This window comes from Asticcacaulis sp. P4_H10 (assembly GCF_056400965.1).
In genome coordinates this window covers 122,650-147,961 of record NZ_JBFUKH010000008.1, presented here as the reverse complement: position 1 = coordinate 147,961, position 25,312 = coordinate 122,650, and the positions used below count along the sequence as shown (strand labels likewise).

The 25,312-nt window shown below is 60.0% G+C and carries 25 protein-coding genes and 1 tRNA gene; 11 read left to right on the top strand and 15 right to left on the bottom strand.

The annotated features are described in order from the left end of the window. Positions 1–130: 130 nt before the first annotated feature. A complete protein-coding gene (gene tig, locus AC1DON_RS15375) occupies positions 131–1,483 on the bottom strand; it encodes a trigger factor (protein WP_476935694.1) in 1,353 nt (450 codons plus the stop codon). Positions 1,484–1,748: 265 nt separating this feature from the next. Here tig and AC1DON_RS15370 point away from each other — a divergent pair, with 265 nt between their 5' ends. Together AC1DON_RS15370 and AC1DON_RS15365 are read left to right on the top strand one after the other, a co-directional pair. Beyond that, positions 1,749–2,534: a hypothetical protein gene (locus AC1DON_RS15370; protein WP_476935693.1), complete on the top strand. Its 786-nt coding sequence runs from the start codon at positions 1,749–1,751 to the stop codon at positions 2,532–2,534. Then, positions 2,531–2,863 (top strand): DUF4326 domain-containing protein, encoded by a 333-nt coding sequence (locus AC1DON_RS15365; RefSeq protein WP_476935692.1) that lies wholly within the window; start codon positions 2,531–2,533, stop codon positions 2,861–2,863. Before AC1DON_RS15370 ends, AC1DON_RS15365 begins: the two co-directional genes overlap by 4 nt. Here AC1DON_RS15365 and AC1DON_RS15360 read toward each other — a convergent pair whose 3' ends face one another. From AC1DON_RS15360 to AC1DON_RS15345, 4 genes are all read right to left on the bottom strand, one after another. After that, positions 2,864–3,223: a hypothetical protein gene (locus AC1DON_RS15360; RefSeq protein ID WP_476935691.1), complete on the bottom strand. Its 360-nt coding sequence runs from the start codon at positions 3,221–3,223 to the stop codon at positions 2,864–2,866. It lies immediately after the preceding gene. Then, positions 3,220–4,470 carry a dicarboxylate/amino acid:cation symporter gene (locus AC1DON_RS15355; protein ID WP_476935690.1) on the bottom strand — a complete coding sequence of 417 codons (1,251 nt, stop codon included), beginning with the start codon at positions 4,468–4,470 and terminating at the stop codon, positions 3,220–3,222. Before AC1DON_RS15355 ends, AC1DON_RS15360 begins: the two co-directional genes overlap by 4 nt. 147 nt (positions 4,471–4,617) lie before the next feature. Further along, on the bottom strand, positions 4,618–5,463 hold the full coding sequence (locus AC1DON_RS15350) for an AraC family transcriptional regulator (protein WP_476935689.1): 846 nt from the start codon (positions 5,461–5,463) through the stop codon (positions 4,618–4,620). A 314-nt stretch (positions 5,464–5,777) separates the two neighbouring features. Continuing rightward, positions 5,778–5,862 (bottom strand) — tRNA-Leu (locus AC1DON_RS15345). Between the two features lie 371 nt (positions 5,863–6,233). On the opposite strand from AC1DON_RS15345, the gene AC1DON_RS15340 reads away from it, so the two are divergent. The 9 genes from AC1DON_RS15340 (at position 6,234) to AC1DON_RS15300 (ending at position 17,678) form a co-directional block, all read left to right on the top strand. Next, positions 6,234–6,572, top strand: coding sequence for a P-II family nitrogen regulator (locus AC1DON_RS15340; protein WP_006274230.1), 339 nt, complete (start codon positions 6,234–6,236; stop codon positions 6,570–6,572). Positions 6,573–6,622: 50 nt separating this feature from the next. After that, the gene (gene glnA / locus AC1DON_RS15335) at positions 6,623–8,029 is read left to right on the top strand and encodes a type I glutamate--ammonia ligase (RefSeq protein WP_476935688.1); all 1,407 of its coding nucleotides are present in this window, start codon (positions 6,623–6,625) and stop codon (positions 8,027–8,029) included. A gap of 434 nt (positions 8,030–8,463) precedes the next feature. After that, positions 8,464–9,861 carry an ammonium transporter gene (locus AC1DON_RS15330; protein WP_476935870.1) on the top strand — a complete coding sequence of 466 codons (1,398 nt, stop codon included), beginning with the start codon at positions 8,464–8,466 and terminating at the stop codon, positions 9,859–9,861. A 246-nt stretch (positions 9,862–10,107) separates the two neighbouring features. Continuing rightward, complete coding sequence (locus tag AC1DON_RS15325; protein WP_476935687.1) at positions 10,108–10,749, top strand: TorF family putative porin; 642 nt, start codon at positions 10,108–10,110, stop codon at positions 10,747–10,749. 358 nt (positions 10,750–11,107) lie between these two features. Then, positions 11,108–11,755: a TorF family putative porin gene (locus AC1DON_RS15320; protein ID WP_476935686.1), complete on the top strand. Its 648-nt coding sequence runs from the start codon at positions 11,108–11,110 to the stop codon at positions 11,753–11,755. Between the two features lie 123 nt (positions 11,756–11,878). After that, the gene (parE, locus tag AC1DON_RS15315) at positions 11,879–13,972 is read left to right on the top strand and encodes a DNA topoisomerase IV subunit B (RefSeq protein WP_476935685.1); all 2,094 of its coding nucleotides are present in this window, start codon (positions 11,879–11,881) and stop codon (positions 13,970–13,972) included. Between the two features lie 171 nt (positions 13,973–14,143). Next, a complete protein-coding gene (locus AC1DON_RS15310; RefSeq protein WP_476935684.1) occupies positions 14,144–15,691 on the top strand; it encodes a DEAD/DEAH box helicase in 1,548 nt (515 codons plus the stop codon). Positions 15,692–15,798: 107 nt separating this feature from the next. Further along, positions 15,799–16,860 carry a GGDEF domain-containing protein gene (locus tag AC1DON_RS15305; RefSeq protein ID WP_476935683.1) on the top strand — a complete coding sequence of 354 codons (1,062 nt, stop codon included), beginning with the start codon at positions 15,799–15,801 and terminating at the stop codon, positions 16,858–16,860. A gap of 77 nt (positions 16,861–16,937) precedes the next feature. Continuing rightward, entirely contained in the window at positions 16,938–17,678 is a 741-nt protein-coding gene (locus AC1DON_RS15300) for a lysophospholipid acyltransferase family protein (protein ID WP_476935682.1), read from the top strand. 6 nt (positions 17,679–17,684) lie between these two features. Here AC1DON_RS15300 and AC1DON_RS15295 read toward each other — a convergent pair whose 3' ends face one another. The 10 genes from AC1DON_RS15295 to AC1DON_RS15250 form a co-directional block, all read right to left on the bottom strand. Further along, the gene (locus AC1DON_RS15295; RefSeq protein ID WP_476935681.1) at positions 17,685–18,107 is read right to left on the bottom strand and encodes a RidA family protein; all 423 of its coding nucleotides are present in this window, start codon (positions 18,105–18,107) and stop codon (positions 17,685–17,687) included. Between the two features lie 4 nt (positions 18,108–18,111). Further along, positions 18,112–18,504, bottom strand: coding sequence for a HesB/IscA family protein (locus tag AC1DON_RS15290; RefSeq protein WP_476935680.1), 393 nt, complete (start codon positions 18,502–18,504; stop codon positions 18,112–18,114). A 2-nt stretch (positions 18,505–18,506) separates the two neighbouring features. After that, positions 18,507–18,851 carry an SUF system Fe-S cluster assembly protein gene (locus tag AC1DON_RS15285; protein ID WP_476935869.1) on the bottom strand — a complete coding sequence of 115 codons (345 nt, stop codon included), beginning with the start codon at positions 18,849–18,851 and terminating at the stop codon, positions 18,507–18,509. Between the two features lie 68 nt (positions 18,852–18,919). Further along, a complete protein-coding gene (locus AC1DON_RS15280; protein WP_476935679.1) occupies positions 18,920–20,134 on the bottom strand; it encodes an aminotransferase class V-fold PLP-dependent enzyme in 1,215 nt (404 codons plus the stop codon). Further along, positions 20,124–21,005 (bottom strand): SufB/SufD family protein, encoded by an 882-nt coding sequence (locus AC1DON_RS15275; protein ID WP_476935678.1) that lies wholly within the window; start codon positions 21,003–21,005, stop codon positions 20,124–20,126. Before AC1DON_RS15275 ends, AC1DON_RS15280 begins: the two co-directional genes overlap by 11 nt. Continuing rightward, entirely contained in the window at positions 21,002–21,751 is a 750-nt protein-coding gene (sufC, locus tag AC1DON_RS15270; RefSeq protein WP_476935677.1) for a Fe-S cluster assembly ATPase SufC, read from the bottom strand. The genes AC1DON_RS15275 and sufC overlap by 4 nt, the downstream gene beginning before the upstream one ends. Before the next feature lie 10 nt (positions 21,752–21,761). Beyond that, positions 21,762–22,058 (bottom strand): hypothetical protein, encoded by a 297-nt coding sequence (locus AC1DON_RS15265; RefSeq protein WP_476935676.1) that lies wholly within the window; start codon positions 22,056–22,058, stop codon positions 21,762–21,764. After that, complete coding sequence (sufB, locus tag AC1DON_RS15260) at positions 22,055–23,521, bottom strand: Fe-S cluster assembly protein SufB (RefSeq protein ID WP_476935675.1); 1,467 nt, start codon at positions 23,519–23,521, stop codon at positions 22,055–22,057. The genes AC1DON_RS15265 and sufB overlap by 4 nt, the downstream gene beginning before the upstream one ends. Beyond that, positions 23,521–24,636 (bottom strand): cysteine desulfurase family protein, encoded by a 1,116-nt coding sequence (locus AC1DON_RS15255; RefSeq protein WP_476935674.1) that lies wholly within the window; start codon positions 24,634–24,636, stop codon positions 23,521–23,523. Before AC1DON_RS15255 ends, sufB begins: the two co-directional genes overlap by 1 nt. Continuing rightward, positions 24,633–25,169: an Rrf2 family transcriptional regulator gene (locus tag AC1DON_RS15250; protein ID WP_476935673.1), complete on the bottom strand. Its 537-nt coding sequence runs from the start codon at positions 25,167–25,169 to the stop codon at positions 24,633–24,635. The genes AC1DON_RS15255 and AC1DON_RS15250 overlap by 4 nt, the downstream gene beginning before the upstream one ends. Between the last annotated feature and the right edge of the window lie 143 nt (positions 25,170–25,312).

Sequence of the window (25,312 nt, the reverse complement as noted above, 5' to 3'; positions counted from 1 at the left end):
CAAGCGCCGGTACGTAATTGAATTGCGATCCGCAATGCATTGGCAATTTACCATTGCGTTTCGCAATCCATCTGATCGCGCACAAAAAAGCCCGCCGAAGCGGGCTTTTCCATTGAGCGTTTCGGAAGGCTTAGCCTTCGTCTTCTTCCTTCAGCAGGTCGTCCTTGCTGATCGGCGTGTCGGTGACCTTGGCCTGGGTGAAGATCAGGTCGCAGACCTTTTCTTCGTAGATCGGCGCGCGGATTTGCGCAGCGGCACCCGGGTTGTTTTTATAGAAGTCGAACACCTGGCGCTCCTGGCCCGGATAGTTGCGGGCTTCGCGCATGATGGCCTGCGACACTTCCTGGTCGGTAACCTGGACGTTCTGGCGCGTGCCGATTTCGGCGAGGACCAGACCGAGGCGCACGCGGCGCTGGGCGATCTTCAGGTACTCGTCCTTCAGTTCCTGCTCTGACTTATTGGCGTCTTCTTCGTCAAGCTGGCCGGCGGCCTTGTCTTGCTCGACCTGTTGCCAGATGCCCTGGAACTCGGCCTCAAGCATGCGCGCCGGCAGTTCGAAGTTGTGCTTCTCGTCCAGGATGTCGAGCAGTTGGCGCTTCATCTTGAAGCGCGAAGCGGTCTTGTACTGCTGGTCCAGCTGGCCCTTGATGATGCCCTTCAGGGCGTCGAGGCTTTCCAGGCCCAGGCTCTTGGCCATGTCGTCGTCGGCTTCGCCTTCCTTCGGCGACAGGATATCCTTGACGGTGGTTTCAAAGGTCGCGGCCTTGCCGGCCAGTTCCTTGGCGCCGTATTCTTCCGGGAAGGTGACGTTGAGAACCTTGCTCTCGCCCTTCTTGGCGCCGATCAACTGCTCCTCGAAGCCCGGGATGAACATGCCCGAACCGATGATCAGTTCGGCGTCTTCGGCCTGGCCGCCAACGAAGGCTTCGTCGCCGATCTTGCCCAGGAAGTCGATGATCAGCTTGTCGCCGTCTTCGGCCTTGACCGCGGCCTTACCCTTGGCCTTCTTTTCTTCGTATTGCTTGTTGCCGGCCACGACCTGCTTCAGCGACTCGTTGACGTCTTCGTCGGTCGGCTCGTAAACCGGACGGGTCAGTTCGACCTCGGTCGGATCGACCGGCGTGAAGATCGGCATCATTTCGACGGCGATTTCATACGCCAGGTCCGACTGACCGTTGATGACGGCTTCGATGTCGCCCAGCGGCTTGAGTTCGGGCTGGCTGGCCGGGCGGATGTTCGCCTGTTCCATCGCCTTTTGCGTCGTGTCGTTGAGCGTATCCTGGATGATCTCGCCCATCAGCTCCTTGCCGTACATCTTGCGGACGTGGCCTTGCGGCACCTTGCCGGGGCGGAAGCCCTTGATGTTCATCTTGGGGGTGATCTCGGCGATCTTGGCGTTCAGCTTTTGCGTCAGCTGGTCCTTGGTGACCGTGACTTCGAGAACGCGGCTGAGGCCTTCATTCAGTTTTTCAACGACTTGCATCGAGTGGCTATCCTTGTCGGTCCGGTGGTCCGATGTCGCATCGGGCCCGAACCGGCGGCTAAAAACGTCAAACGGGCGCACAGGGATGCCCTGTCCGCAAAGAAGCGCTCCTTATGGCACGATTGCGGAGCAGGTCAACGGCAAAGCGTGGGATAAGTCGGGCAGAACGGCTTTTTCAGGGGGTTATGCGCTTCAACATATCGCGAATGGCTTTTTTATCCGAACGCGACCTAGCCTCTTGACCTGTCGATCTCGAGGTTCAGCGTTGCGCATCGTTCGTGTTCTGCCATTTTTCATTGTCCTGCTTACTGCCTGTACGGCCGAAGAGCCTACGCCCCCGCCGCCTCTGGCGCACAGCGATATCAATCCGAACGCCTTTATAGGCACGCCGCAGGAGGTCGCGGCCAAGACGCAGGAAATGCAAATTCTGAAGGACCACCCAAGGCTCGGCGTTCGCAACGGTCCGGAACTGGTCCTTAACTACGGTGGCGAACCTCTGGTCACCTATACCGACAACCCCGAAGGGTGCGACCGCTATATCGTTGAGCGCGCCCTTTCGATGCGCGATCCGGACACAGGTGCATTGGAGCCAGTCGCGCTGATTGCTTGCCATTTCGGCACCACGACCAACCGCTATCTGGTCCTGCCCAATAGCGGCAAGTACAACGTCGTGGGCGATATTGCCGCCTCGCCGAACGGTCGCTTCCTGGCCACGACCGATTCGACGGTAACCAAGGCGCGCGGGGCCTTTATTATAACGCAATGGCCGAACACCGAACGCCGCGCCGAGTTTCCGGCAGGGTGCAAAAATATCCAATGGCAGAGCGACGACGGACTGACCGCCGACTGCTGGCGCAGCGAGCACCCTAACACCGTCAATCCCGATGAAAGCGACACGGTTTTCTTCCGCGCCAAGGTGTGGCGCGACGGCGAGACCTGGCGGATGACGGCGACGGACTGGCTGGCGCGCGATGGCGGCCCTGCCCTGTCGAACCGCCCGTTCCCGCTGCTTGCCTCGGTTGCCAAGACGGGTGTGGATGCGCCTGAATGAGTGCTCCCGAACGGATACAGCTGAAACGCAGCAAGGGCTGGCGGATGCCGGAGAATACGGTCAAGATCGACCGAACGACGCGCTATGGCAATCCGTTTGAGGTGTCCGAAGCCGACGCAGGGTGGGTTATCACGGGCCCTGAGTTCGCTCGCTCGGGGCTTGCGTCAAAGGCTGAAGCTTCAACAGTTGCTGTTGAGGCGTATCGGACATGGGCCGAAGCCGGCAATGCGCCGGCCCTCAGTGCCTTGCGCGACAAAAATCTGGCGTGCTGGTGTCCGCTGGACGGGGCTTGTCACGGCGATGTGCTGTTGGAGTTGGCGAACAAATAGCTACGTGTGCCACCATCTCAAGAATGCAGGCTCGTTGGCGACATAGGTATCGATAATGTCAGGCAAGAAATAGAACCAAAGCGAATATGCAGCGCCCTGTACGACGACAAACATTGCTCCAAATCGAAAGCCGAAATACCGAAATACCGCCAGCGTCGTCGCGGCGGCCATCAGCAGGCTGGATGCGAGCCATAGGCATGCGAATTCCGAGACAGTTTTTGTCTCATTCAACACGTACACTACCACAGCGAGCAAAAAGCCGGCAGCGACGGTGAGCAGAATGTACTTCAGAAACAGGCCAATTGTTTTGAGAAGATTTTTTCTTATCGAGTCGTCTGAGGTGACCAGCCTCTTTGTCACAGGCCTGGCGCCTTAACAGGCATCTCGTCCTTGTCGAGCGCGTTTTCCCATTTGGCAACGACAGCGGCAGCGACCGAATTGCCGACGACATTGGTCGCTGACCGGCCCATGTCAAGCAGCGCATCGACCCCAAGCACCACGGCGATCCATTCGGCGGGCAGGCCAAAATAGGTCAGGGTCGCCATGATGACGACCAGCGAGGCGCGCGGCACGCCGGCGATCCCTTTCGACGTAATCAGCAGCAGGAAGAGCATCATGATCTTCTGCGTCATATCGAAGTGAATGCCGTGTGCCTGGGCGATGAACAGGGTCGCGAAGGTGCAATAGAGCATCGAGCCGTCGAGATTGAACGAATAGCCGAGCGGCAGGACGAAGGAGGTGATCTTGCGCGAAACGCCGATGGTCGGCAGGCCGGCCAGCAGCTTCGGGTACGCGGCTTCGGAGCTGGCTGTCGAGAAGGCCAGGAGCGCTGGCTCACGGATAACGCCCAGCAGCTTCACGGTGCGCGCGCCGATGAACAGGAAGGCCATGGCGATCAGGATGACCCACAGGATTCCCATCGAGGCGTAGAAGCCGCCCATGAACTTGGCGTAGGTGATCAGGATCGGCAGCCCTTGCTCGGCCACGACCTTGGCCAGGGCCCCAAAAATGGCGAACGGCGCGAACAGCATGACGATCTCGGTGACCTTAAGCATGATGCTGGCGGCCTGTTCGACAAGGACCATGACCTGGGGCGCCTTGTCGTCCAGCATGGCGACGGCCGTGCCGACAAAGACCGCGAAGACGACGATCTGCAGGATTTCATTATCCGCCATCGCCTTGACGATCGACGACGGGATCAGGTGCTCGATGAACTTTACGAGCGTGAAATTGTCGGTATTGGGCACGGCGACGGGATCACCGGCGACCTGGAGGTTCATGCCGACACCGGGTTGCAGCCATTCGACCATCAACATGCCCAGCACCAGCGAGACGACCGACATCAGGATGAACCAGCCGAGCGCCTTGGCGCCGACGCGTCCGACGGCGGCGGCGTCTTCCATGTGGCCGATGCCGGCGATCAGGGTAAACAGAACCAGGGGCGCAATGATCATCTTGATCATGGTGATGAATATCTTGGTCAGCAGGCCGTATCCGGTGATAAAGCCGGCGGCGGTCTTCGCGTCGAGATATTGATTGGTCGCCCAGCCGGCGGCAACGCCCAGCACCATGGCCAGAAGAATAAACAGCGCCAGACGGCTTTTCATGTAGGGCCCCAACTCACCAGGATCGTTCCGGCTGCGACTATTCCCCGGCAAGCGGCGCCGCGCAATGACTTTTTTACGCGGCGCCGATGCGTTGGATCAGCCTCAGGTAAGGTTGTTGGCCGTCTTCATCGGTTTAGAGGTTGGACTTTAGGCCTTGATCGGTATCCAGATTTCCAGGCCGCCCTCGCCCGTCACGCCGTCGAACGACGGGCCGTATTTCTCGAAGAAAGGCTCGGGTAGAAGGCTCAGACCGGATTGTGGCAGCCACTTGTTCCACAAGGTATCCCATGTGCTGCGTATGGTCGAGATGTGACCGGTGTGCGGAAAAACCGCATAGGTCTGGGCGGCGATGTCGAGCGTAGCGAATTCCGCAGGCAGGTTGGCGCCTGGGCCGACCTCGACACCACACAGATAGTCGATGCCTTCATCGTTCGCATTGTAGCAGACGCCGTAGGTGGTGTCGGCTTCGCCGGTCTGGCCGTCGATATTGCCGAGCCAAGGCCCGAATTTCTGCCATTGCGATGGAATATTGGCCGTCTGTTCCGCCGTGTAGCGGCCGGTCAGGCCGGCCACGCGCAAGGGCCGGCCTGGGCGTATTTCGTGCGGGCTTTGGGTATCGATCGGTTGCAAGTCCATGATAAAAGGCTCCTGTAAAGCGCTGTTGTCAAAAGATATTCCCTCCCTCGCGGCTTCGGGTGTGATACCGAAGCGGTCGCGGAAGGCGCGCGTGAAGGCCTCATGCGATCCATAGCCCGCGTCCAGCGCTACCGGGAGAATCTCCGGTGCGCCCTGGACCACTCGGTGCGCGGCAACGGTCAATCGCCGGGCACGGACATAGGCCATGACGCTCATCCCCATGCGCGCATCGAAGACACGCGCCATATGGAAGCGGCTGACACCGGCGGCGGCGGCGATATCGTCGAGCGTCAGATCCTTGTCGAAATGGTTTTCGATGAACCAGACGGCGCGACCGGCGGGATGGGAGGAATTCATGATCTGCCTTCACTTGCGGCTACGATCCTGACGGACTGCACGCCCCGCCGCTTGATCAGGATTGCGCTGCCGGACAAAAAACCGCCTGGTGACTGCCAGGACGTGTCAGCATGCGATCGCAAAAGGTGCTGCCGGATAAGGAGACGGGCATGGAGGGCATCCGTCTTCCGGACGCTATCACACAGGCAACAAAGTGCCATGTCAATAACGGCAAGGGAGGAAGTGGGGCGCCCACAGCGCCCGACTGGGCGTCGGCGATCGTTCGCCGCCCTCGCGGAGGCGCGCGCGAAGCGCGATAGCCGTGAGCGAAATAATGGTGCGGATGAGAGGACTCGAACCTCCACGCCTTGCAGCGCTGGAACCTAAACCCAGTGCGTCTACCAGTTCCGCCACATCCGCAGGTCCATACCGGGTGCGTCAGCACCCGAGGGCGCGGTCATGAAGCAAACGCGTCCGTGCGTCAAGCCGGATCGCCACGCCGGTCCCGATATCTTGCGCTGCGGCAAAATCCCGGCGCGAAAGATCTCGCGGCGACTCAAGGGAAATGCAGGGCGTAGTTAATTTTCCCTTTATGCGCGGCGAATCTGCGCTAAAACGCATTTTCTTCTGTCCTTGTCCAAGGTTTGGGGCTACACGCAGCCCGTCCGCGCGTTCACGCATCGTAATTAATCGTTACAGCCATGTGAGATCAAGCCCTGTGAAACGGCTTGCAATCTTGCGCAATGCAAACATTTTACGACGCTGAACGGTCTAAGTTTTATGGATTGCTCATGAAAAAAATCGAAGCCGTCATCAAGCCCTTCAAGCTCGACGAAGTGAAGGAAGCCCTTCAGGAAATCGGGGTTCAAGGCATGACCGTGCTGGAGGCCAAGGGCTACGGCCGCCAGAAAGGACATTCCGAGCTGTATCGCGGCGCGGAATATGTCGTTGATTTTCTCCCGAAAATCAAAATCGAACTGGTCGTGGCCGACGACCTCGCACCTGCCGCCCTGGAGGCAATCCAGACCGCGGCGCGTACAGGTAAGATCGGTGACGGCAAGATCTTCGTGAGCGACGTGCAAGACGTCGTTCGCATCCGAACCGGAGAGTCGGGCCCGCAGGCGGTTTAAGCCAGCGGCCAGCTTTCCAGATAACAAAAATGGTACATGGGGCGTCTCATATGACAGCAGCAGACATTCTCAAGCTCATCAAGGAAAAGGACGTCAAGTATGTTGACGTGCGCTTTTCCGACGTGCGCGGCAAGCTTCAGCACGTAACCTTCGACATCGACCTGGTCGACGAAGAATTCCTGAACGACGGCACCATGTTCGACGGTTCGTCGATCGCCGGCTGGAAGGCCATCAACGAGTCGGACATGAAGCTGCGTCCGGACCTGAAGACGGCCTATATCGATCCGTTCTACCAGCAGACGACCCTGTTCATGTTCTGCGACGTCGTGAACCCGGACACCAACGAGCCGTATAACCGCGACCCGCGCTCGATCGCCAAGAAGGCCCTGGCCTACACGCAGTCGGCCGGTGTCGGCGACACCGTCTATTTCGGCCCTGAAGCCGAATTCTTCATGTTCGACGACGTTCGCTGGTCGATCGCGCCGGACAACACCGGTTACGCTTTCGACTCGACCGAACTGCCGCACAATTCGGCCAAGGTCTATGCGGAAGGCAATATGGGCCACCGTCCGGGACCCAAGGGCGGCTACTTCCCCGTCAACCCGATCGACTCGGCTCAGGACCTGCGCGGCGAAATGCTCTCCGTCATGGGCGAACTGGGCATGGAACCGGAAAAGCACCACCACGAAGTGGCGCCGGCTCAGCACGAGCTGGGTTTGAAGTTCTCGGACATGCTGACCATGGCCGATCGCACGCAGCTCTACAAGTATGTCGTGCAGAATGTCGCCCACGCCTACGGCAAGACCGTCACCTTCATGGCCAAGCCGATGTATGGCGACAACGGTTCGGGCATGCACGTCCACCAGTCGATCTGGAAGAACGGCAAGCCTCTGTTCGCTGGCGACAAGTATGCCGGCTTGTCCGACCTGTGCCTGTGGTACATCGGCGGCATCATCAAGCACGCCAAGGCGATCAACGCCTTCTCGAACTCGACGACCAACTCCTACAAGCGTCTGGTCCCGGGTTATGAAGCCCCTGTCAAGCTGGCCTACTCGGCTCGCAACCGTTCCGCCTCGATCCGTATTCCGTGGGTGTCGTCGCCGAAGGGCAAGCGCCTGGAAGCCCGCTTCCCGGACCCGATGGGCAACCCATACCTGACCTTCACCGCCCTGCTGATGGCTGGTCTCGACGGTATCGAGAACCGCATCGATCCGGGCGCACCGGCCGACAAGAACCTGTACGATCTTCCGCCCCAAGAGCAGAAGAACATTCCGGAAGTCTGCGGTTCGCTGCGTGAAGCCCTGGAAAACCTCGACAAGGACCGCGCCTTCCTGAAAAAGGGCGGCGTCATGGACGACGATTTCATCGACTCCTACATCGAACTGAAGATGGAAGAAGTCATGAACCTCGAACTGCGTCCGCACCCGGTCGAATTCGAAATGTACTACAAGTGCTAATGCCGGGCATTTCCAGCGGTTCGCCGTCGGAAATGCGTCAGGCTAATGCGTGGTGATTTCGTTCAGGAATCGCTATCCGCACTGAAGATTTGCGACAGGCCGCCCCTTACCGGGCGGCCTGTTTCATTTTGCGATGCAGCATTCGGATTTGTATAAATTATAATACAATTTATAGTTTCTTGTGATACAAATATAGTTTCCATGGATACTGATTAAAATTGCCAGTCTTTGCTATGGTTTAGACGCTTTTTGACACATAAATGACGCAAATGGCGCTGCCCTCCCCCTTCATCCCTGATTAACCGGATTATTCAGTTGCGCGCTTTCATAGTCACGGCACTGTGAGCGGGTGCAACAATCCACTTAACCCAAAGGGGGATACTTTGAAGACGTGGACTAAACTTTCGAGAGCCGTGGCGATCACCGCCGCTCTCATGCTGACGGCCCCGGCCGCTGGCGTGGCCCTGGCTCAGGACGCGCCTGCGTCCGCCGAGGCTTCGGTCGACGCGTCCGCTCCGGCCGCAGTCGAATCGGCGGCGGCGCCTGAAGCTGCCGCCGCTCCTGCTCCCGCGCTCCTGGCGTCGCAAAAGGAACTGGCGTTGGACAAGTCCGACACCACCTTCCTGATCTTCTCGACCGCCATGGTCCTGATGATGACCCTTCCGGGCCTGGCCCTGTTCTACGGCGGCATGGTGCGTCGCAAGAACGTGGTCGCGACCGTGACCCAGTCGGTCTCGGTGACCTGCGTTTCCGCCGTTCTTTGGTGGCTCGCCGGCTACTCGATCGCCTTCGGTACGGTTTCGGCCGACATGTTCGGCATTCCGGCTGCGGAGCTCAACAAGTGGTTCGGCGGTTTCGACACTGTATTCCTGAACCACGTCACGCCGCTGACCGCCTATATGGCCACTGCGGGCGTGCCGGAATACACCTGGATCGCATATCAGATGACGTTCGCGATCATCACGCCGGCCCTGATCACCGGTGCCTTCGCTGAACGCGTCAAATTCTCGGGCCTGATCCTGTTCATGGCCCTGTGGTCGATCCTCGTGTACGCACCGATCTGTCACATGGTCTGGGGTGGCGGTTTCCTGGGCGGCATGAATGTCAAGGACTTCGCCGGTGGCGCGGTCGTTCACACCAACTCCGGCGTCGCCGGCCTGGTCGCTGCCCTGTTCCTGGGCCGCCGCAAGGGCTACGGCACCGAAGCCATGACGGCCAACAACCCGATCTTCGTGCTCATCGGCGCTTCGCTGCTGTTCGTCGGCTGGATCGGCTTCAACGCCGGCTCCGAATGGGCGGGTGACGCTGTCGGTTCGGTTGCCCTGCTGAACACCCTGCTGGCCACCTGCGCTGCCGGCCTGACCTGGAAGGTCGTTGAGTGGATCTTCCGTGGCAAGCCTTCGCTGATCGGTATCCTGTCCGGCCTGATCGCCGGCCTGGTCGCCATCACCCCGGCCTGCGGCTTTGTGACCCCGATGTCGGCCATGATCATCGGCGCGGCTGCTGGTCCGGTCTGCTACTTCTCGGCCACCTGGATCAAGAAACTGCTTGGCTACGACGACTCCCTGGACGCCTTCGGCATCCACGGCGCCGGCGGTATCATGGGCGCGATCCTGACGGGCGTCTTCGCCGACCCCGCGATCAACTCGCTGGCCGAAGGTGCAAATGTCACGAGCCAACTCGTCGGTCTCGGTGTCACCATCGCCTGGTCCGCCGTTGGTACCTTCCTCATCCTTCTGGTCTGCAAGTTCACCACTGGACTGCGCGTTTCGGAAGAAGATGAATTGGCCGGTCTGGACTCGTCGCAACACGATGAAGTCATGGATCACTAATTACTCGGTCACTATGAGTATTAAGTTAAGCGGGGCGCTCGAAAGGGCGTCCCGTTTTTTATTTCCCAAGTATTAGGTGCGCCCTTGTTGCATGTTGTGTTGAGTTAATGACACAGTTTGTTGTTTTGTATCCATTGCATTTGCGTACCTTGTCGTAAAATTGTAATCTATGACTTGCGCGGGGCTAATAAGCGCATGGGGAAACGCCTCGGAGAGGTTGGCACAACCTTCTGAGGACTATAAAATATGAAGAGCATTCTGTTCGCCGCGTCGGCGCTCGCGGCCCTGGCCATTGCTGGTTCGGCATCCGCCGAAGGCGCATTCAGCTACAACATCGGCGTGACCAGTGACTATGTGTTTCGCGGCATCACCCAGACCGATGGCGGCGCGGCTGTGCAAGGCGGCGTCGACTATTCCAACGGTATTTTCTACGCGGGCGGCTGGGCGTCGAACGTCGATTTCGCCGACTACGAAGTCGACCTCTATCTCGGCGTGAAGCCTGTGGCCGGCGACTTCACCTTTGATCTGGGCGTTGTCTCCTATCAGTACGGTGACGAAGCGCTCGACTCCACCGAGGCCAAGGCCGCCGTCAGCTATCCGCTCTACAAGGGTACGATCGGCGCCGCCTACTACTACAATCTCGATTTCGACGACACGACCTATTACGAAATCAACGCCTCATATCCCTTGAGCGACAAGCTCAGCGTGTCGGGCGCCCTGGGTGAACAAGACGCTGGCGGGGCTAAATATTCCACTGGCAATATCGGCCTGACCTATGCGATCACGCCGAAGCTCAGCGTCGATGCCCGCTTCTCGGATACAAATATTCCCGAGGTCATCAAACCGTCCAAGCCGCGCCTGGCTGTAATGCTCAAGGCTCTCTTCTGATTTATGATTCGCGTGCGCGCCGGTTCGTTTCCCCGGATTCGGACTGGCACGTCCCGTTTACCTGGGTGCGGTTCTTTTGCGGTGCAGCAAATCATACAAAGAGTTATGGATTAATTTCATATGTTTGGATTTTAACGCATTCGTCTGTATTTTAACACATTTTTTACCCCTGGAGAGGGGGCGCTGTTTGTGACAATTTTACATCAAGGCGTGCTTAAACGACCATAGGGGACTGTGCGCGTGCTAAAAACTTGCTAGATTGTTTTTCGGGTTCACCAAACTCTTTAACTCCTAAGAATAACAGCCGCCAATCAATTAAACGCGTCGGCTTCAACCTTTGAACTGGGATCTACAGACCATGAAAAAGACACTTCTTGTCGCCGCTGTTGCCATCAGCGCGCTTTTCGCAGGCTCGGCCGCCATGGCGCAGGACGCCGGCGCTGTAAGCTTCAACATCGGCGCGACCAACAACTACGTCTGGCGCGGCGTCACCCAAACCGACAACGGCGCTGCCGTTCAGGGCGGTGTCGACTATAAGAAGGGCATCTTCTATGCCGGCGCCTGGGGTTCGAATGTCGACTTCGGCGATGACACCTCGACGGAGCTCGACCTCTATATGGGCCTGGCACCGTCGGTCGGTGACTGGAACTTCGATTTCGGCTACATTCACTACATGTACCCGAACGAATGCGACACCTGCGACTATAACTTCGGTGAACTGAAGGCAGCTGTCAGCCACTCGATGGGCAAGGGCACGATCGGCGCCGCCATGTATCTCGGCGCAGAAGACCTGGAAGATCCGTACTACGAAGTGAACGCTTCGTATCCGCTGACCGACAAGCTGTCGGTATCGGGCGCCATTGGTAACTACGAAGCCTACGGCTACGCGACCTGGAACCTTGGCACGACCTATGCTCTGACCGACAACCTGTCGCTGGACCTGCGCTACAGCGAAGCTTCGAAGCTGCCGAGCAACCTGTACGCCACCCTGAAGGTTGGTTTCTAATCTTAAGCCTGACCAAGGTTTAAAAGCGTTGACCGCGAGCCTTCCACAGGCTCGCGGTCTTTTTTTGTTCTCTTTTGACATCAGGCGTTATATACCCGCCCCGAATCGCTGCATGTTCGAGTCATGAGTTCCAAATCCGCGCAACCCAATTTATTCACAGGCGCCCCCGAGCCCGAAGCCGTCGCCCCTGTTCCTGCACCTGCGCCTGAGGCGCGTCCTGAAACGCGCGTAGCCGCACCCAAGCCGAAAGTGGTCGAAATGCCTGCTCCGCAACCGGTCACGCACGACACCACCTATGATGCGTCGAGCATCGAGGTTCTGGAAGGCCTTGAGCCCGTCCGCAAGCGTCCCGGCATGTATATTGGCGGCACCGACGAAAAGGCGCTGCACCACCTGTTTGCCGAAGTCCTCGACAACGCCATGGATGAGGCCGTGGCCAACCACGCCAAGGCTATCTGGGTCGAGCTGGACGCCGACGGTTACGTGTCGGTTCGCGACGATGGCCGTGGTCTGCCCGTCGATCCGCACCCGAAGTATCCGGGCAAGTCGGCGCTAGAAGTCATTATGACGGTCCTGCACTCGGGCGGCAAGTTCTCGGGCAAGGCCTATGCGACGTCGGGCGGCCTGCACGGCGTCGGCGCGTCGGTCGTCAACGCCTTGTCGGAAAGCCTGGAAGTCACGGTATGGCGCGACGGCTTCGAATGGCAGCAGAACTTCTCGCGCGGCCATGTCCTGGGACCGGTCGAACAGGTCCAGCCCTCGAAGAAGCGCGGCTCGAAGCTGCGTTTCATACCCGATACCGAGATTTTCGGCACGCAGTCGCACTTCAAGCCTGCCCGCCTCTACCGTATGGCCAAGGCCAAGGCCTACCTGTTCCGCGGCGTGCAGATCTTCTGGAAATGCGCCCCAAGCCAGATCCACGACCAGACGCCGGCCGAGGACAAGTTCTACTTCCCGAACGGCCTCGCCGACTATCTGGCGGAGCGCATCAAGGGCAGCGAGACGGTCTCGGAGATATTCTCCGGCCGTGTCGAGCGCAAGGATGATGCCGGTGCTGTCGAATGGGCCGTCGTCTGGTCGGCGGCGGGCTTCGACGACCATGACAGCTTCGTTCAGTCCTACTGTAACACCATCCCGACGCCCGATGGCGGCACCCATGAAGCCGGCTTGCGCGCCGCTCTGACGCGGTCGCTGAAGGGTTATTCCGAAATGATCGGCGATAAGCGCGGCGCATTGATCACTGCCGAAGACGTCGCCGCCTATGCCGGTATCGTTATTTCTGTCTTCATCCGCAATCCGGAATTCCAGGGCCAGACCAAGGACCGCCTGTCGTCACCTGACGCCCAGAAGCTGGTCGAAAAAGCGCTGGCTGACCCGTTCGACCATTGGCTGACCGGTTCGCCCAAGCAGGCCGAGCGCCTGTTGCAGTTCGTGGTCGAAAAGGCCGAGGAGCGTCTGAAGAAGCGCAAGGACAAGGAAGTCCAGCGCGCCTCGGCGACGCGCAAGCTGCGCCTGCCGGGCAAGCTGGCCGACTGCGCGCGTCAGGATGCCGTCGGCACCGAGCTGTTCATCGTCGAAGGCGATTCGGCCGGCGGTTCCGCCAAGCAGGGCCGCAACCGCAACACCCAGGCCATCCTGCCCCTGCGCGGCAAGATTCTGAACGTGGCGTCTGCGACCGTGGACAAGCTCAAGCAGAATGCCGAACTGTCGGATCTTGGCCTGGCCTTGGGCGTGCAGCCCGGTGCGCGGTTCAAGGAAGACGATTTGCGCTATGAGCGCATCATCATCATGACCGACGCCGACGTCGATGGCGCGCACATCGCTTCACTGCTGATCACCTATTTCTACCGGCAGATGCCGGGCATGATCCGCAACGGAAACCTGTATCTGGCCATGCCGCCACTGTATCGGATCAGCCACGGCAAGGACGTGCATTACGCTAAGGACGACGCGCACCGCGCAGCGATTATCGCCAAGCATTTCAAGGGCAAGAAGCCGGAAATCGGCCGCTTCAAGGGCCTGGGTGAGATGATGCCCGCCCAATTGAAAGAGACAACCATGGATCCGAAGACCCGGACCCTGGCGCGTGTCACCCTGCCTCATGAAGAAGAAGATATCGAAAACCTGGTGGAGACGCTGATGGGCCGCAAGCCTGAACTGCGATTCCGCTATATTCAGGATCATGCCGAGTTTGCGGCGGAAGACCTCGATCTGTAACGGGGTTCGGGGCCAAGGACGTTCTTGGGGCTCCATAACCTTATAAATTCTTCCTGTATTTGAGGCTTTCAGGCCTCAAATACAGGAAGAATTGAAGAAAGACTTGGGGCGACAGGCCTCAAACTCCGTTACATCATTGACTACCGGCCCGCAAAGTAGCAATGGACGCCCATGACAAAGTTTAGCGACCTCGGCCTGGGCGAACAGGTCCTCAAGGCCATAGCCGAAACCGGCTACGATACGCCGACCGCCATCCAGGAACAGGCCATCCCCGTCGCCCTCACCGGGCTTGACGTATTGGGGATCGCCCAGACCGGCACCGGCAAGACTGCCGCCTTCACCCTGCCGATGATCGAACGGCTGGCTGCCGGCCGTTCGCGCGCCCGCATGCCGCGCGCCATTGTCCTGGCGCCAACCCGCGAACTGGCCGACCAGGTCGCCGAAGCCTTTGAGAAATACGCCAAGTTCCACAAGCTGAACTGGGCGCTGCTGATCGGCGGCGTGTCGATGGCCGACCAGGTCTCCAAGCTCGACAAGGGTGTCGACGTGCTGATCTGCACGCCGGGCCGCCTGCTCGACCTGTTCGAACGTTCCAAGGTCATGCTCAACGGCGTCCAGATCATGGTCGTCGACGAAGCCGACCGTATGCTCGACATGGGCTTTATTCCCGACATCGAGCGCATCTTCAAGCTGACCCCGCCGACGCGCCAGACCCTCTTCTTCTCGGCGACCATGCCGCCGGAAATTACGCGCCTCACTAACCAGTTCCTCAAGAACCCGGTGCGTATCGAAGTCTCGCGTCCGGCTTCGACCAACGAGAACATCACCCAGTATGTGCTGAAGGTCCCGCATCGCGACGTCCGCGCCAAGCGGATCGCCCTGCGCGCCCTGATCTCAACGCTCGACATTACGAACGGCATCGTCTTCTGCAACAAGAAGACCGACGTCGATATCGTCGCCAAGTCGTTGGCCAAGTACGGCTTTGACGCGGCCCCGATCCACGGCGACCTCGACCAGGCGCTGCGTACGAAGACGCTCGACGCCTTCCGCGGCGGTCAGTTGAAGCTGCTGGTGGCGTCCGACGTCGCCGCGCGCGGTCTTGATATTCCCGCCGTCGGTCACGTCTTCAATTTCGACGTCCCGCACCACGCCGACGATTATGTCCACCGCATCGGCCGGACCGGTCGCGCCGGGCGTTCGGGCGAAGCCTATCTGCTGCTGTCGGTCGCCGACGAAAAGAACTACGACAAGGTGATCAAGCTGATCAAGAAAGAGCCGGCTGTGCTCGATCTTGAGGTCGATTACGCCGCTCTGGATGACGCGCCGCGCAGCGAACGCCCGGCACGTGGCGGCGCCAAAGGGCGCGATAAGGATCGGGGCCGCGAGCGCGACAAGGACCGCGGGCGTGAACGCGACCGCAAGCCGCGCCGGACGGAAGACAGCCCGCAGGCCTCCACTCAACCGATTATCCAGCCTGAAACTGTGGTGACTGAGGACATCGCCGAAACCCCCGTCAAGGCTGAAAAGCCCGCCCGGAGCAGGAGCCCGAAGCGCCCCGAGCGTGAAGCCGAACCTGCCCGCAGCAGCCCGAAGCGTCCCGAACGCGATGCGGAACGCGGTGGAAATCAGCGGCGTTCGGAGCGGGAGCCCGAAACCGGGGCCCCGTTCGGCGACCACATGCCGGCCTTCATGCTGCGGTCTGCCCAGGTAAAGGTTTGAGTCGAAATTATTTACGGCGTTAACCGCCTGTCAGAGAAGTTTCGTTAGAGTGCCTCCGTCACAAAGAGAATCGGCGACTGATTCTCCGCGTACGCAGAGGACGCTCAATGAATAACGACATAGAGATCAGCGTAAGAAGCCCCAACGCCTACGCATTGGCGAATGAGGCGTTGCGACTGATGCAGGAACACGGTGTCTGGCCGACACCGTTGAACTATGAACTCTGGCTCTATGTCGCCGGTGACCCGGAATCCGCCCTCGCCCAGGAAATCTATCGCCTCGTCAAGGCCGGCGAGCAAATCACTGAAGACGTGTCCGAAAGCCTGGCCAGCAAGTTTATCGCGCGCCTGAAGCTCAATGACGAAGTCCGCGATGCTGGCCTGAAGCTGACGCGTGAACTGACCTCGATCACCGAGATCATCGCCGAAGCCCAGAAGACACAAAAGACCTATAGCGATACGCTGGAAGGCGCCAAGCGCACCATGAGCGCGGTCGACGCCGCTGCCCTGCAGGGGCTTGTGCAGAGCCTGACCGAGGCGACCAACCAGGTCCTTACCCACCACGTCGAATTCGAGTCGCGCCTTGTCGACTCGTCGCGCGAAGTCAATCGCCTGCGCAAGCACCTCGACCAGGTCCGCATGGAAGCCATGACGGATGCGCTGACCAACCTTGCCAACCGCAAGTCATTCGACGAAGCGCTCGACGCCCACTGCGACAGTGATGACGACAGCGCGCCGCTGACCCTCGCCGTCCTCGACATCGACCATTTCAAGCGCTTCAACGACACCTGGGGCCACCAGACCGGTGACCAGGTCCTGCGTTATGTCGCCAGCGTCCTGGCCCGTATCGGCCGCGCCCCGCGCCTGGCTGCCCGCTACGGCGGTGAAGAATTCGGCCTGCTCTTCCCGGGCGAGACCGCATTGGCCGTTGAACGCATCCTCAACGAAGCCCGCCAGGAAATCGCCTCACGCGTCCTGAAGCGCCGCTCGACCAACGAAGACCTGGGTACGGTCACGGTGTCGGCCGGCATCGCTCAGCGGGAATACGGCGAAGACGCCTTCGACCTGCTCGACCGCGCCGACAAGGCCCTCTACCAGTCGAAAAACGCTGGCCGAAACAAGGTCACCTTGGCGACCGGCAGCGCGATCCCCGACTCCAGCGCCGCCTGAACAATCCCATTTAAATAGTGCTTGCAAACAGATTTGAACAATGTTCAAGTCTGTTTGTTCGTTTTTGGGGACTTGTCATGAACAGCTTTCTGTTCGCCATCGCCTACTGGACCCTGTCCATTGTCTATAGCCTCACGGCCTTGATCCTGACCCTGCTGCCCGGCCGCAAGACCGTCAGTTGGGTCATCCATCGCTATACGCGCCGTATGGTGTGGGCGATGCGTGTCTTTGCCGGCATAAAGCTGGAGATTCGTGGCCGCGAGAACATCCCTGACCGGCCGGTGATCTTTGCCTGCAAGCATCACTCGTGGGGCGACGGCTTCAGCATCTACTCTCAGTTTCGCGACCTGGCCTTCGTCACCGGCGACCACCTCGAAAAATTTCCGCTGATGAGTACCCTGCTGAGCAAGCTCGGCGCCATCGTCGTCAACAATTGCGGTGGCCACGAAGCGCGCAAGGCGTTGGCGACGCGGTCCGCCGATGCCGCCAAAGATGGCCGCAGCATACTGATCTATCCGGAAGGGCACCTGAATGCACCCGGCACCTATCGCCGTTATCGTTCGGGCGTGTGGCACATGATGAACAATTTCGACATGCCGGTCGTGCCGGTGGCCACCAATCTGGGGCTGTTCTGGCAGGAAGAGCACTATAAGAAAACACCCGGCACGGCGGTGCTTGAGTTCCTGCCGCCGATTGCGCCAGGCATGGCCAAGGACGCCTTTCTGGAGAGGCTGCGTGACCGAGTCGAGACGCGGTCACAGGAGCTAATCAGCGAAGCGACCGGTGCGCCCTTCACGCAGTCGGTATTGGTGAATTGACCAGGCTTACGGCTTAAGCGCGACCGTGACTTCGATCTCAATGAGCTGGTCGGGATTGAACAATCGATCGACCTGAACCCAGGTGGCGGCCGGATAGACTTCGTTGATGTAGAACTGTTTACGCAGGGGAATTGCTGTCTTCACTGCCTCGATGTCCCGGGTGTAGATGGTCTCGGTGATGATCGCCGCGCTGCTCAGGTTGTGGCTTTTCAGGATCTTGCCGATTTCGCCATAGATGCCGGTCATCTGCTCGGCCACGGTCGCGCCGTTGGCGGTTATGCCTGAGAGATAGAGGACGTCGCCATGGCGGACGACCTGGGCATAGCCGATGTCCTTTTCCCAGGTATTGAGGTATTCGCGCTGAATCTGGGCGATGGCTGGACCGGTGAAAAGCAACGACAACGCCACACCCAGTCCAACCACTTTCATCGCCCTACTCCGCAGCCGCCGGTTTGATCGTCACACTTTCACCGCAGCCGCAGGCGTCGGTCTCATTAGGATTCTGGAAGACGAACTTCGACGCCAGCTGGCTCGTCTCATAGTCGATGACCGTGCCGACAAGATACAAAACAGCCTTGGGTTCGATCAGTATGGTGACGCCCTTGTCGGTGACGACCTCATCGATAGGCCCGACTTCTTCGGCGTAGCTGAGCACGTATTCCTGGCCGGCACAGCCGCCTTGCTTCACGCCGACGCGCAAGCCCGCATAGGGCTTGTCGGCGCGCGCCATGATGGCCTTGACCTGTTCGGCGGCGGCATCGGTCAGCGAGACCACGGACGGACGTGGGCGGCGTGGGCGCGGGGTAATGGCGGGTTGAATGTCCATGATCAGAACATGTTCAGTTGCAGCTTGGCTTCGTCGCTCATGCGCGACGAATCCCAGGGCGGATCAAACAGCAGGTTGACGTCGCAGTTTTTCACGCCCTCGACCTTCATGACGGCGTCGTGGACCCAGCCCGGCATTTCGCCGGCGACGGGGCAGCCTGGCGCAGTCAGGGTCATGTCGACCACCACTTCGCGGTCGTCCGACACATCGACGCGGTAGATCAGGCCAAGTTCGTAGATGTCGACCGGGATTTCCGGGTCGAAGATCGTCTTGAACGCCGCGATCAGTTCGTCGGTCAGCCGGTCAAGCTCCGCCTGCTCCAGCGCCGACGGCTGGTTGGCGCCCATGTCGTCCAGGCTGAACAGGCTGTGCGTTTCGGTATCGGGCGTGGTCTGGGCTTCGCTCATGTGCTCACTCATGCGAAGAACGACTGGGCTTTGGCAACGGCTTCGGCCAGGACGTCGATCTCTTCTTCGGTATTATATAGGGCGATGGAGGCCCGGACGGTAGAGGTGACGCCCAATCGCGTCATCAAAGGTTCGGCGCAGTGGGTACCGGCGCGGACAGCGACATTGTAGCGGTCGAGAATTTGCGCCACATCGTGGGCGTGCGCCTGGCCCAAGGAGAAGGTCAGGATCGAGCCTTTGCCTTCGGCGGTGCCATGGACGCGCAGGCTGTTGATCTGGGTCAGGCGGTCATAGGCGCGTTGATACAGTGCGTGTTCGTGGGCAACGACTTCGGCGCGATCGAACTGCGACAGCCAGTCGATAGCCGCCTTGAGCCCGATGACTTCGAGAATGGCCGGCGTGCCTGCCTCAAAGCGATGCGGGGGCTCGTTCCAGGTGATCTTTTCCTTGGTGACGCGCGCGATCATCTCGCCGCCGCCCTGGTAGGGCGGCATGGCGGCCAGGATCTCGGCCTTGCCGTAAAGCACCCCGAGACCGGTCGGGCCATAGAGCTTATGCGCCGAAAAGACGTAGAAGTCGGCGTCGAGCGCCTTCACGTCGATATCGAGGTGGACGATGCCTTGCGCGCCGTCGATGACCGCTATGGCGCCGGCGGCATGGGCCTTGGCGATGATGTCCTTGATCGGATTGATAGTGCCCAGAACGTTCGACATGTGGGTGACTGCAACGATCTTGACCTTGTCCGTCAACATGGCGTCGAACGCGGCCATGTCGAGCGAGCCATCATCGAGGATCGGCACGTATTGCAGCGTGACGCCCTTGCGTTCAGCCAGCATGTACCACGGCACGATATTGGCGTGGTGCTCCATCTCGGTCGTCAGCACGACGTCGCCGGGCTTCAGGCGGTCGCCAAAGCTGTTGGCGATCAGGTTCATCGCTTCGGTCGCCGACTTGGTGAAGACGATCTCGTTGACATCGGCCTTGATGAAACGCGCGACGGTCTCGCGGCCGGCCTCATAGGCGTCGGTCGTCTCGTTGGCCAGGCGGTGCAGCCCCCGATGCACATTGGCATAGGAATGGCGCATGGCGTGGCTCATGGCGTCGATGACGGCATTGGGCTTTTGCGCCGACGCGCCGCTGTCGAGATAGACCAGCGGCTTATCGTTGATTGTGCGGCTCAGGATCGGGAAGTCTTCGCGGACGCGGGCGACATCAAAGGGCATGGAAGACCTCCCCCTTGGCTTCGAGGAACTCCAGCACCTTGGCGCGCAAATCTTCATCCTCGATGGCTTCGGCCACCGGCATGACAAAGGCGTGGGTCAGCAGCGCACGCGCGGTCGGTTCATCCATGCCGCGTGTCTGACAGAAGAACAGCGCGGATTCATCCAAAGCACCGATGGTGTTGCCGTGGGCGCATTGCACGTCGTCGGCGTAGATTTCCAGCTCGGGCTTGGCGCGGACATGGGCGCCGTCATTAAGGATCAATGCTTGATGCCGCATGCGCGCGTCGGTGCCGTCGGCACCGCGCTCGACATAGATGCGGCCCTGGAAGACGGCGGTCGCCTGATCCTTGACCAGGCCCTTGATGATCTGGTTGGTGACGCCATTGACCTCGGCATGATTAACGCGCGTCGTCAGGTCGAAGTGGCGCTTACCGTTCAGCAAATAGGCGCCGTTCAGTTCGACCTCGGCGCCATGGCCGGCGTGGGTGACGTGGGTCTCGAAGCGCTGGAATTTGGCGCCGGTCGAAAAGACGTACTGCTTGAAGACGCTGCCGGGCGCGGTCTCAACGGTTGAGCGGCGGATCGAGACGGCGTCTTCGGGTTCGTCGAGAATGACTACACGGGTCAGGCGCGCGCCCTCGCCCAACGAAAAATGGATGTCTTCATGGGTGACGGCGGCTTCATTGCCGTAGGTCTCGAAACGCACGACGGTTTCACCTGCCGGAACGTCGATGCGGTCCGTGGCTTGGCGCACCTCATCGGCTTGCGGCACCACGCGAAGCACGCGCGACAGGTCGGAGTATTTCCACTCCTCGTCGCGGCGCGTGGGATAGGACGATGGGTCGAAGATATCGAGCGCAGTCAGGCTCACGCTGCCACTCCCAGATACTGGTCGTAGCCATTGGCTTCGAGTTCGAGCGCCAGTTCCGGACCGCCCGAACGGACGATCTTGCCAGCGACCAGAACGTGGACGCGGTCGGGCTTGATATGATCGAGCAACCGTTGATAGTGGGTGATGACCAGCATGCCACGGTCCGCCGCACGCAGGGCATTGACGCCGTCCGACACGACCTTGAGCGCATCGATGTCGAGACCGGAGTCGGTCTCATCGAGGATCAGGAACTTCGGCTCCAGCATGGCCATCTGCAGGACTTCCATGCGCTTCTTCTCGCCGCCGGAAAAACCGACATTGAGGGGACGCTTCAGCATATCCATATCGATGCGCAAGGACTTGGCGACTTCGCGGACCTTTTTCAGGAATTCCGGTGCGGTGACCTCCGCTTCGCCGCGCAGCTTCTTCTGCGAATTGAGCGCGGTACGCAGGAAGGTCAGGGCCGGTACGCCCGGGATTTCAAGCGGATACTGGAAGGACAGATAAAGGCCCGCCGCGGCGCGTTCGTGCACCTCCTTGTCGAGCAGGTCTTCGCCGTTGAAGGTGACGGAGCCGCCGGTGACTTCGTAGTGCGGACGACCCGCCAGCGCGTAGCCGAGCGTGGACTTGCCGGCGCCGTTCGGCCCCATGATGGCATGGACTTCGCCGGCCGGCACTTCGAGCGTCAGGCCTTTGAGGATCGTCTTGGTGTCAACGGCGACAGTGAGGTTTTGGATCGAAAGCATAGTCATTATCCTACGGGCAGTAAGAGATATCGTTTGCGCATTTATACGATATCCCCAACGCCAAAGTGATCGGTATGAAAGCAAATGGAGCCAGCAAGAGAGCAACGACGCCTTGCCAAAGCCTTTTGCGGAAACTGAAAATCGTAAAGGCAAGCCACACTGCAATGGCCAGCCAAGCAAAGGCCTTCACCAGGGAAAAATCTCGCGAGAACATGGTTCCCATGAAATAGTATTGTGTGATGTAGGCGACTACGGCAGACAAAAGCGCAAATGCCAGCGGGAAACGCTTAATGGCGAAATCGGTCACCCCACGCTCCCCTCAAGGCTGATGGCGACGAGTTTCTGGGCTTCGACGGCGAATTCCATCGGCAGTTCCTGCAGCACGTCGCGAACAAAGCCGTTGACGAGCAAGGCGACCGCCTCCTCCTGGGTCAGGCCACGCTGCATGGCGTAGAACAGCTGGTCTTCCGACAGGCGCGTTGTCGTCGCCTCGTGCTCGAACTGCGCCTTGGCGGTGTCGGCTTCGATATAGGGTACGGTGTGCGCTGCGCAGGTCTTGCCGATCAACAGGCTGTCGCATTGGGTGTAGTTGCGGCTGCCGGTCGCCTTGGCGTGCGCCGAGACCAGGCCGCGATAGGTGTTGGACGATCTGCCCGCCGACACGCCCTTGGAGATGATGCGCGAGCGGGTGTTCTTGCCCAGGTGGATCATCTTGGTGCCGGTATCGGCTTGTTGCGCGCCATTGGTGACGGCGATCGAGTAGAATTCCCCGACGCTGTCGTCGCCGCGCAGGATGCACGACGGGTACTTCCAGGTGATGTTGGAGCCCGTTTCGACCTGGGTCCACGACACTTTCGAGCGCGCGCCGCGGCAATCGGCACGCTTGGTGACGAAGTTATAGATGCCGCCCTTGCCGTTTTCGTCGCCGGGATACCAGTTCTGCACGGTCGAGTATTTGATTTCGGCGTCATCGAGCGCGATCAACTCGACGACCGCCGCGTGGAGCTGGTTTTCGTCGCGCATCGGCGCCGTGCAGCCTTCGAGATAGGACACGTAAGCGCCCTTGTCGGCGATGATCAGGGTGCGTTCGAATTGGCCAGTGTTTTCGGCGTTGATGCGGAAATAGGTCGACAGCTCCATTGGGCAGCGCACGCCCGGCGGGATATAGACGAACGAGCCGTCTGAAAACACGGCGGCATTGAGGGCCGCGAAATAGTTGTCCGAGACCGGCACGACCGAGCCGAGATATTGCTTCACCAGGTCAGGATATTCGCGTAACGCCTCTGAAATCGCACAGAAAATCACGCCCGACTTTTTCAGTTCGTCCTTGAAGGTGGTGATGACCGAAACCGAGTCGAACACGGCGTCGACGGCGTAACGCGGCGCGCCTTCGACGCCGGCCAGGACCATCTGTTCCTTCAGCGGAATGCCAAGCTTTTCATAGGTCTTGAGGATTTCCGGATCGATCTCATCCAGCGACTTCGGCGCCACCTTCTGGCGCGGTGCGGCGTAATAGAACAGGTCCTGATAATCGACCGGCGTATAGTCAACCTTAGCCCAGGTCGGCTCCTCCATCGACAGCCAGCGCTCATAGGCAGCCAGACGCATCTCCAGCATCCATTCCGGCTCGTTCTTTTTGGCCGAAATGAAGCGCACGATGTCGGCATTCAGCCCGCGCGGGGCGAAGTCCATCTCGATATCGGTGACGAAGCCATGCTCATAGGTTTCAAGCTTGGCGACCGTATCGATGGTTTCCTTGACAGCAGCCACTAGCTCAATTCCTTCTCGCGCACGCGGCGCTTGAGATACGTTTCATAACCCTTTGACCAGACATCAAAAAAGCGATGCCAGTCCTTCGGGCTGGTGGTCCAGCCGGAGGAGACGCGCAGCACCTTGTCGGCCATCTCCGGAAGGCCCATGGCCGCGACGACGCGGCTGGACTTGACCTTGCCCGATGAGCAGGCCGAACCGGAGGAGACGCAGATACCCGCCATGTCCATGTGAATCAATTGCTGATTTGAAGGCCAGTGCGGTTGGACGATGGACACGATGCCGGCGACGCGGCCGACAGCCTCAGCGAGGATGGTGATCCCTTGCGCCTTGAGTGCGGCTTCGACCTCTGCCTGGGCGGTGATCAGTTCGGTATTGCCTTGGCCCGCAGCCATGACGGCGGCGGCGAAGGCGGCGATGCCCGGTATGTTTTCCGTGCCGGCGCGCAGGCCGTATTCCTGGCCGCTGCCGCCGATCAAGGGCTTCAGTGTGCGATCGCGATCATAGACCAGTGCGCCAACGCCTTGCGGCCCGCCGACCTTGTGAGCCGACAGAGCCATCGAGTCGGCGCCATGGCTGGTGAAATCGACGCTCATCTTGCCGAGCGCCTGGACGGCATCGACGTGCAGCCAGCCGCCGCGTGCATGGACCAAGGCTGCGACCGCACCGATGTCCGACACCGCGCCTGTTTCGTTATTGGCCAGCATGGCGCAGACAAACGGCCGCCCATCACGCTCCAGAACGGTCTGCAAGGCGCCAAGATCGATCGCGCCATCTGGCGTCAAAGGCGCGATGACCGCGTCCTTGACCGCGCCATGGAGGCTGTCATGCTCGCCGGCCGACAGCACGATATAGTCGTAACCCTCGGCCTGGCGCAGGGCCAGGGCATTGGCCTCGGTACCGCCCGAGGTAAAGACCAGTCCGCCCGCCCCTGTGGCCCCGACCGCCGACATGATGTCGCTGCGCGCGTCCTCTAACAGCAGCTTGGCCTTGCGGCCGATACCGTGGACCGACGACGCATTGCCGCCCAGATCACAGGCGCGCAGAAACGCCTCCCGCGCTTCCGGGCGCAGGGGCGATGTTGCGGCGTGATCGAGGTAGAGTTGCCCCGTCATTCGGCAGGCACCTCCATCATGACGCGCGCTGGGGCCGGGATTTCCGGCGCCGTGATCTGGACCTTCTTGCGCGTGCGCTTGCGGATGACGTCGTCCAGCGACACCTGCGACAGGTAGTCGTGGATGGCCACGCCAAGGTCTTCCCACAGATTGTGCGTCAGGCAGCGCTGGCCGCCCGGCATGCAGCCGATTTCGCGCGCCGCCTGGTCCTTGCCCAGCTTCTTGTTGGCGCCGAGTTTATTGGAGGTCAGTTCGCAGCGCGTCGCCTTGATCGGCTCATCTACCGCCAGGACGATTTCGGAAACAAACAGATCGCCCGCTATCCGCGACAAGGTATAGCCGCCGCCCGGACCGCGTGCGCTCTTGACCAGGCCCGCCTTGCGCAGGCGCGCGAACAATTGTTCGAGATAGGACAGCGAAATCTGCTGGCGTTCGGAGATTTCCGAAAGGGAAATCGGCCGGCCCGCCTGACCGTTTAATGCCAGATCGGTCATGGCCATGACGGCGTATCGTCCCTTGGTCGACAGGCGCATGTGATGTCCTTTCGGCAATACGCGGGCAAAAGTCGCGATGATTGCAAAAACCTGCGCAAAGCCAAATCTTTGTGCTAAGAGGCGCGTTGCCCCGGCGCGCTTTGCGGTCTTAGCGGAAAATAGAATTTCCGACTAAAACAGTC